The sequence below is a fragment of the Corynebacterium sp. UMB10119B genome (assembly GCF_030228125.1).
In the GTDB taxonomy this organism is placed as follows: domain Bacteria; phylum Actinomycetota; class Actinomycetes; order Mycobacteriales; family Mycobacteriaceae; genus Corynebacterium; species Corynebacterium pseudogenitalium.
Map to the genome: position 1 here is coordinate 1 of NZ_JASPBG010000027.1, position 7,484 is coordinate 7,484.

The window sequence follows — 7,484 nt, forward strand, 5'->3', positions numbered from 1 at the left end:
CGCGTTCATGCAAAACCAGCCGCGTAGGTATTGGCCGTCTTCGCGGATGGTCAGCCCGCAGTGTGCACCAGCATCCTCGGGCTGTTTGTCGGTGGGGGTTGCGCCTGCCAGGGCGTGTACGAGGCCTTGGTAGCCAGATTCGGCGGCTATCTCTACGAGTTCGTGTTGGTTTGTGTCGGTGGCGTAGTCGAGCATGTAGCGCACGCTGGTGTAGTCGATTGCTCCCTCGCGTAGGGCGTCAAGGATGGCGGGAAAGCCGGTGAGTTTGCGAGCCACAGCGGCGTATTCGTAGGCGCGGGTGCGTTTCATTTTTAGCACTCTGGCAAGCCATGCCCCGGTTGAGGCACACCCGTATGCTTCGGCGAGGTTGTGGGCGTCGAATTCGGCGATCGCGGTCAGTATTTCAGCGTGTGAGTATGCGAACAGGCGTGCGCTTTCAACGATGGTGTTGATGATGGTGTCGGCGTCGATGGTGGTGTGCATGGTTCCCCCTGGTGTTTTGGTTGTTTTGTTTAGTATACGTGTTCGATTGGTGGTGTCAAGAGGTTTATTCAAATATTTGTTGGTGGGTGTCCGCGCGGCGGACAGTGTGGGGGTTGGCTTTTCGACGCCCACCTTCGAGCACGGGTGTGTGAGTGGGTGTCCGCGCGGCGGAATACGGGAATCGGCGGTAGAGATCACGAAGTGGTATCCGCGCGGCGGACTGTGAACAAGGCCGTCGCAAAGGGCTCGAAGTGTCCGCGCCGCGGAATGCTACTGGAGTCGACTAGAGCTTTGTTGGTGTCCGCGCGGCGGACAGTAAATAAGGTTGGCCTGCACTAACCGGCGAGTAGTCCGCCCCGCGGAACGCATGCTTCGCCGATGCAATTCACAAAGTGGTGTCCGCCCCGCGGAAACCTTACTTATGGAGAGGTGGGTTGAGCCAAGCTTCGCCAGCTGTTTGTCCGCCCCGCGGACACCCTCATCAAACGATCAGCACACCGCAACCGGCAGCTGATCCAGCTGGCTCCGGAGCCGTTCTGCAACGGCGTTGGCCATGGCTTGGCCGGTTTGGTAACTGCCGTCGGCGGGGACAACGACCAAAGCCAAAGCAACGTCCTGCTCTGCGGAATTTGACACGAGTCCCATCTGGCGCACTTCGTATCCACCAGTCTCCGAGGGCCCCCACCCGCCTTTGAACCGCGCATTGGGAAGCTGGCCGAGGCCGTAGTCCTGCCCAGGCACGATTTGCCCCATCAACTCAAGGACGGGGTCGGCGTCGCTCAGGCAGCTCAGATTGGACATGAAAGTGGATTCCTCGGCGGCGGTGAGCATGGTTTGGCCGAAGGTTGAGAACTCGGGCCGGATGCGTTCGGTGTTGATGGTTTTTGGTACGCCGCCCTCGGTCAAGACGGTGTCTCCGGCGCCGGGTGGCAGGGCGTTCCAGAGTTGTAGCGCGGCGTCGTTGTCTGAGGCGGTGATCGCGGCGGGTGCTGCGAGCTGCGCGGTGTCGGGCGCCACGCGGTACGCGGCGACTGCGAGTGGGACTTTGATGGTGGACCAGGCTGGCATCGCTGGGTCGTCGCTGCTTCCTACGCCGCCCGCGGCGACGGCGACGGTGCCTCCGAACTGGTTGGCAACTTCGTCGGCGATAGTGGAGAGCAGCTTATCGACGCCCACTTCGCCCACCGGCTCGTCAACTGGTACAGGCGGCTGAGCGTTCGGGTGCGTTGTCGTTGAGGTGACGGTGATGGTCGGCGGGGCGTCGTTAGTGGGTGTCCCGCAGGCCCCGAGGGCGGTCACGGCGAGGAGGGCGCAGCATGCTCGTTTCACCTCCACCACCCTAGTGCCCTGGGCACGAAAAAACCCGCACACGAGGTGCGGGTTTTCACGAGTGCTGAATTAGCCCTGACGAGCCTTGAAGCGTGGCTCCTTCTTGTTCAGGACGTAAACCTTGCCACGGCGGCGCACAACCTGGGCGCCCGGCTTGTTCTTCAGCGACCGAAGCGACTTGCGGACCTTCATCGGGCGCTCCTTTCTAATCGAGGATCTTCATCTTCGTGCGACCACTGGAAACAGTCTGGTCGCGACACGTCGCGTTATATTACCCCATCACGTGGGGAAACCAAAACGCCGGTGCTACTTGGTGTAGCGTTGCTCCATTTCCGACGCCACTTCGTCCAGACTCCGGTTCATTGTTTCGGGGACGAAGTAGCGGACGAATCCTGCTGCAAGGATGCCACAGATGATGAAGATGGAGAAGGTGGCGGTGGCGGAGAGGGCGTCGACAAGTGGGAGGAAGAACTGGGCGACGATCCAGTTCATCACCCACAGTGCGAGTCCTGCGAGCCCCATCCCGGCGCCGCGGATTTGTGGCGGGACCAGCTCGGAGATAAGCAGCCAGGTGGTGGGCGAGACTGCTGCCTGCTGCGACGCGATAAACAGCGCCATGCAGGCGAGTGAGACCCACGCGAGTGCGGCGTTGTTTTCCGCGGCACGGTACGTGAGCGTGAGTGCGAAGAGGAAGATGACGTTGCCGCTCAGGCCGATGAGCAGTAGTCGTTTGCGGCCGATCCTGTCGATGACCTGCAGTCCGACCCAGCACGCGACGACGGAGACGAGCCCGATCACCATGGAGGTGTAGACGGCGTTTTCGGTGGAGAGGCCGACTTTGTTCATCATCGTTGGCGCGAAGTAGACGATGGCGTTCACACCGGTGACCTGCTGCGTGATGCCGAGCAGCGCGGCGATCAGCACGGTCATGCGTAGCCACCGAACGTTGCGCAGACGTGCCCACTCGCCGCCACGCTGGGCGCGAAGCTCGGCGTCTTCGGTGGTTTCGAGGGTGAGTTCTTCACGCGTCATGCCGACTCGGTCGCCGACGGTGAGGGCTGCGTCGATACGCTGGTGGCGGGCGAGCCACAGGGGCGTTTCAGGCAGGAATGCCATGCCGATGGCCAGCGCGGCTCCAGGCACTGCGGCGAGTCCAAGCATCAGCTGCCAGCTGCCGGTCGAGGCGAGTGCGGAGTTCACGGAGTACGCGAGCAGCTGCCCCACCACAATCATCAGCGTGTTCAGTGACACCATCTTGCCGCGCACCCGGGCGGGCACCATCTCCGAGATGTACATCGGCGCCACGATGGACACTCCGCCGACGCCGACTCCTAAGAACGTTCGGGCCGCCGCGAGTGCTTCCACCGATCCTGCAAGCGCGCACCACAGCGAGCCCGCGATGAACACGAGGCCGCCCATTATTAAGGTGCGTTTGCGCCCGAGCCTGTCCGCGATCGACCCGCCGCTGAGCGCGCCGACCGCTGCGCCGACGAGCAACATCGAGGTCACAAGCCCTTCTTGCCCTGGCGTGAGCTGGAATTCGGGGGTGATGTAGAGCAGCGCGCCGCTCATCACGCCGGTGTCGTAGCCGAAGAGCAGCCCGCCCAGCGCGGCGACGCCCGCAACCTTCCGGACGTAGCTTCGTTGGGCAGTGGTGAGTTGTTGCATGCATACCAATATGCACCGTGGGTACGCTGGTTCCTATGTCTCGGCCAGATTCACCGCAAGTTAGCAGCAAACAGCAAGAGATCATCGACACGCTCGGGGTCCAACCTTCGATTGATCCCGCGCGAGAAATCGAGCGTCGCGTCGCATTCCTCTGCGACTATGCCCGCGCAGCCTCCTCAGCCGGTTTCGTACTCGGCATTTCCGGGGGCCAGGACTCGACGCTCGCAGGTCGCCTCGCACAGATCGCTGTCGAGCGGCTGCGGGACTCGGGTGTCGACGCCCACTTCCTCGCCGTCCGCCTCCCCCACGGTGTCCAAGTCGACGAGGACGACGCCCAGTTGGCGCTCCGCTTCATCGAACCGGATGAGACGGTGATCGTTGACATTGCTCCTGCCACGAAGGCGCTCAGCGATGAGGTCGCCGGTGCGTTGGGGGCGCCCCTCAGCGACTTCAACAAGGGCAACGTGAAAGCCCGCCTTCGAATGGTGGCGCAGTACGCGCTTGCCGGCGAGCGCAACCTCCTGGTCATCGGCACTGACCACGCGGCGGAAAACGTCACCGGTTTCTTCACCAAGTTTGGCGACGGCGCCGCAGACCTCACCCCCCTCGCCGGCCTCAACAAACGCCAAGGCGCAGCTCTCCTCCGCGAGCTCGGCGCCGACCCTCGCCTCTGGGAGAAAGTCCCCACCGCCGACCTGGAAGAGGACCGCCCGGCCTTGCCCGATGAAGAAGCGCTCGGCGTGACCTACCAGCACATCGACGATTACCTCGAAGGCAAAACCGTTCCGTCCGCGGCGGCGGAACGCATCGAGCACCTGTGGCGCATCGGCCAGCACAAACGACACCTGCCGCCAGGGCCAGATTCCTCCTGGTGGAAGGCTTAGCCCGTCACGTCTAACGTCGCTTGCGCGGCGTTGGCAAGCTCCCCCGCGTACGCCGGGCCGTGCGTCAACGCGTGCACGGCCAACGGGTGAAGCTGGTGAATCGGGATGCGCCGACGCCAGTCCTCCCCCAGGCTTGCCCGCGACTCGTAGCCCGCAAGGATATCTTCCAAAAACGGCGCGCCGAACAACGCCAGCATGGCGATGTCCGTCAACGGGTGCCCACCGTGTGCCGCCGGGTCGATGAACCTCGGGCCGGACTCGTCGAAAAGCAGGTTGCCCGCCCAAAGATCCCCATGGATACGCGCCAGCGGGGCGTCCTCGTCCCCCTCAACAAGCGCAGCGCAGGCGCGTTCCACGAGCTCTAGCTGCTGCTTCGAAATATTTCCCGCCACATGTGCGCTCCTAGCGAACGGCAGCACGCGCTGCTCGGTATAAAACTTCGCCCACCGCTGCTCCGGCACGCAGTCCTGCTCTACCCTGCCGATGAAGTTCGGGCCATCCCAACCGGTCGGCGGTGCACCGAAGGCTTCCGCGCCCATCGCGTGGATCTTCGCCAGCTCCTCCCCCGCCCGGCGCGCCGCGTCGCGAGTGGGTCGCACGGTTTCGACGCGTTCTATTCGCAACGTCCGCTGTCCTTCGTCCACGCTGCGGACCTCCACGACTGCCTCGCTGCCCTCGCGCAGCCAGCGCAGCCCCGCCGCCTCGCTGCTCGCCTGGCCCGGCGCGATACAACGCTTACTGAAATCACTCAAGGTGGCCCTCCAATGCAAGCAAGAATCGCTTCATGTCTTCCCCACCACGGTAGCGCCCGAGGTGGCCGTCGCTACGCACGACCCGGTGACACGGAATGAGCAGCGGCAGCGGGTTGCGCGCGCACGCAGTGCCGACGGCACGCACCGCCCCCGGATTATCGACGTCCACCGCTAGCCCCTTATACGTCGTCACCTCGCCGAACGGCACGTGTTGGAGCGCGCCCAGCACCTTCGTCCGGAACGGCGGGAGGCCCTCAAGGTCGAGCGGGACATCGAAAGACGTTCGTGTCCCGGCGAAGTACTCCTCGAGCTGCCCGCGGACGGGGCCGATCGGGCCGGGGCGTGCGCCGGTTTCCCGGATTGCACGCTCAGCGTCGTCGCTGGGTAGCGCAATCCGGCGCACTCCGCGGGGCGAAACGACAACCGTCAGTGTTCCGACCTGCGTCTCGACGGTAGCGAATGATGTTGCATACATGGCACCAGTACTAGCACCTTGCTATGGTGCCAGCCATGACCACCTACATTCCCCCACCCGGATACTCAGCGATCACGGTCCCGGAGGACCACGACGGGCGGCGGATACACAAGTTCCTCGCCAGCTACACCACGTGCCCGGCGACCATGCTGTTCAAACTTACGCGTAAGGGGGCGTTGCGGGTCAACCAGAAACGTATCAAGCAGGATTACCGCGTCCGGGCTGGGGACGTGATCACGTTGCCGGGTGAGTTCTGTAAGGAAGCGAAGAGGGCGTCGAAAAGTAAGAGCCACGGGTCTGAGGTGCTGTAGGAGGGGCCGACGGCACTGGTAGTAAATAAGCCGGCGGGGGTGCCGGTGCATGCGGGAACCGGGACGCAGCGGGGCGTTATCGAGCGCATCCGCGACGTGCACCCCGACGCTGAGCTTGCGCACCGCATCGATAAGGAGACGTCCGGGGCGCTGCTGATCGCGCTGAATCACGCGGAGCTGCGCCACCTGCAACGAGCCTTCCGCGAGCAGGACGTGGTCCGCATCTACCGCGCGGTCGTGGAGGGACGCTGGGCGGGCGCGCGCGACGTAAAGGCCCCGATCGCGCGAACACCGAAAACCATGGTCGTACGTGCCGACGGCGACGACGCCCACACACGATTCCGCCGCGTGGAAAACCGCGGGCCGAACACGCTCGTCGAGGCCGAGCTCATTACTGGACGACGCCACCAAATCCGCGTACACGCCGCCCACGAAGGCCACCCCATCGTCGGCGACCGCGCGTACGGCTCGCGTACAGGCGCGCAGCGCATGTTCCTGCACGCGTACCAGCTGGAGTTCACGCTGCGCAACGGCGAGCACGTCGCAGTGACGGCGCCGGTCCGGGAACACAAAGACCGCAGGTCTTAAGCAACCTGCGGTCTTTTCTGTGGAGCTAACGGGATTCGAACCCGTGACCCCCACACTGCCAGTGTGGTGCGCTACCAACTGCGCCATAGCCCCGCGCACGCTAAAACACGCGTAGGTGCCAGCTTATACCGTGCGTTTAATGTGAGGCAAATGCATACAGAGGACCTTCCCGCTCTCCTGAGGAAACAGCCTCTCCTTCAAGCGAGCGGGAACAAATCACTCAAATTGGTACAGCGTGAAAACTACCTAGGTTGCCATCTCTAGGCAGTTCAATGCATCACAAACTACGCAACCACCGATCGATTTGGTCCTTCAGTGGGGGCACTGTGGCAAGGATGCCCAGTGCGATCAGCAGGAGCCCGGTAAAGACCACTCCACACACGGCTGCACCAGTGCTGCTCCCATTGTCTCCCTTACTACTTTGGCTGGAAGAATTGCTGGAGCATATTCCACGTGACTCGGAACTTGAATTACTGCTCGAGTCAGGCTTAGCGCTCGTGGTTGGCGTCGGCTTGGCAGACGTGGTTGGTGTGGCAGACGCACTCGGTGACGGCACTGCCTTTGTAGAACTCTCCACGCTCGTGCTTGGCTCCGGCTTGGCAGACGTGGTTGGTGTGGCAGACGCACTCGGTGACGGCACTGCCTTTGTAGAACTCTTCACCGTCGTCGTCGGCTCCGGCTTCACCGCCGTCGGCTCCGGTTTCACGGTCGTGCTCGGCTTCACGCTTGGCTCCGGCTTCGCAGTCGTGCTCGGCTCCGACTTTGTAGACGTGGTTGGCTTGACAGACGTGCTCGGTGACGGCACTGCCTTTGTAGAACTCTTCACCGTCGTCGTCGGCTCCGGCTTGGCAGACGAACTCGGCTCTGGTTTTGCACTCGTGCTCGGCTTCACGCTTGGCTCCGGCTTCGCAGTCGTACTCGGCTCCGACTTTGTAGACGTGGTTGGCTTGACAGACGTGCTCGGTGACGGCACTGCCTTTGTAGAACTCTTCAC

The 7,484-nt window shown here is 63.2% G+C and carries 10 protein-coding genes and 1 tRNA gene; 4 read left to right on the forward strand and 7 right to left on the reverse strand.

From position 1 onward, the window contains the following. From QP802_RS10990 to QP802_RS11005, 4 genes are all read right to left on the reverse strand, one after another. On the reverse strand, positions 1-483 hold a 483-nt coding region (locus tag QP802_RS10990; RefSeq protein WP_284818864.1), incomplete at its 3' end, for a DUF222 domain-containing protein. Between the two features lie 489 nt (positions 484-972). Next, positions 973-1,812 (reverse strand): serine hydrolase, encoded by an 840-nt coding sequence (locus QP802_RS10995; protein WP_145945233.1) that lies wholly within the window; start codon positions 1,810-1,812, stop codon positions 973-975. A 69-nt stretch (positions 1,813-1,881) separates the two neighbouring features. Beyond that, positions 1,882-2,004, reverse strand: a complete 123-nt coding sequence (gene ykgO, locus QP802_RS11000; RefSeq protein ID WP_018020497.1) for a type B 50S ribosomal protein L36 — start codon at positions 2,002-2,004, stop codon at positions 1,882-1,884. A 114-nt stretch (positions 2,005-2,118) separates the two neighbouring features. Beyond that, positions 2,119-3,480, reverse strand: coding sequence for a sugar porter family MFS transporter (locus QP802_RS11005; protein ID WP_284818867.1), 1,362 nt, complete (start codon positions 3,478-3,480; stop codon positions 2,119-2,121). 35 nt (positions 3,481-3,515) lie between these two features. Between QP802_RS11005 and nadE the strand changes: the two genes are divergently transcribed. After that, the gene (gene nadE / locus QP802_RS11010; protein ID WP_284818869.1) at positions 3,516-4,364 is read left to right on the forward strand and encodes an ammonia-dependent NAD(+) synthetase; all 849 of its coding nucleotides are present in this window, start codon (positions 3,516-3,518) and stop codon (positions 4,362-4,364) included. Here the strand turns inward: nadE and QP802_RS11015 are convergent. Then, on the reverse strand, positions 4,361-5,116 hold the full coding sequence (locus tag QP802_RS11015; protein ID WP_284818871.1) for a fructosamine kinase family protein: 756 nt from the start codon (positions 5,114-5,116) through the stop codon (positions 4,361-4,363). The two genes, nadE and QP802_RS11015, sit on opposite strands and share 4 nt — an antisense overlap. After that, positions 5,109-5,591: a methylated-DNA--[protein]-cysteine S-methyltransferase gene (locus QP802_RS11020; protein WP_256022269.1), complete on the reverse strand. Its 483-nt coding sequence runs from the start codon at positions 5,589-5,591 to the stop codon at positions 5,109-5,111. The genes QP802_RS11015 and QP802_RS11020 overlap by 8 nt, the downstream gene beginning before the upstream one ends. Positions 5,592-5,626: 35 nt before the next feature. Between QP802_RS11020 and QP802_RS11025 the strand changes: the two genes are divergently transcribed. Next, on the forward strand, positions 5,627-5,902 hold the full coding sequence (locus QP802_RS11025) for a S4 domain-containing protein (RefSeq protein ID WP_284818874.1): 276 nt from the start codon (positions 5,627-5,629) through the stop codon (positions 5,900-5,902). A 15-nt stretch (positions 5,903-5,917) separates the two neighbouring features. Continuing rightward, complete coding sequence (locus QP802_RS11030) at positions 5,918-6,490, forward strand: RluA family pseudouridine synthase (protein WP_284818886.1); 573 nt, start codon at positions 5,918-5,920, stop codon at positions 6,488-6,490. A gap of 20 nt (positions 6,491-6,510) precedes the next feature. Here the strand turns inward: QP802_RS11030 and QP802_RS11035 are convergent. After that, a tRNA-Ala gene (locus tag QP802_RS11035) sits at positions 6,511-6,583 on the reverse strand. A 341-nt stretch (positions 6,584-6,924) separates the two neighbouring features. Between QP802_RS11035 and QP802_RS11040 the strand changes: the two genes are divergently transcribed. Further along, the coding region (locus QP802_RS11040) for a hypothetical protein (RefSeq protein ID WP_284818884.1) at positions 6,925-7,484 on the forward strand (560 nt) is incomplete at its 3' end.

Excerpts from the sequence above, each read along its gene's own strand:
- ykgO (WP_018020497.1), bottom strand. The coding sequence starts at position 2,004 with ATGAAGGTCCGCAAGTCGCTTCGGTCGCTGAAGAACAAGCCGGGCGCC.
- QP802_RS11005 (WP_284818867.1), bottom strand. The coding sequence starts at position 3,480 with ATGCAACAACTCACCACTGCCCAACGAAGCTACGTCCGGAAGGTTGCG.
- nadE (WP_284818869.1), top strand. The coding sequence starts at position 3,516 with ATGTCTCGGCCAGATTCACCGCAAGTTAGCAGCAAACAGCAAGAGATC.
- QP802_RS11020 (WP_256022269.1), bottom strand. The coding sequence starts at position 5,591 with ATGTATGCAACATCATTCGCTACCGTCGAGACGCAGGTCGGAACACTG.
- QP802_RS11025 (WP_284818874.1), top strand. The coding sequence starts at position 5,627 with ATGACCACCTACATTCCCCCACCCGGATACTCAGCGATCACGGTCCCG.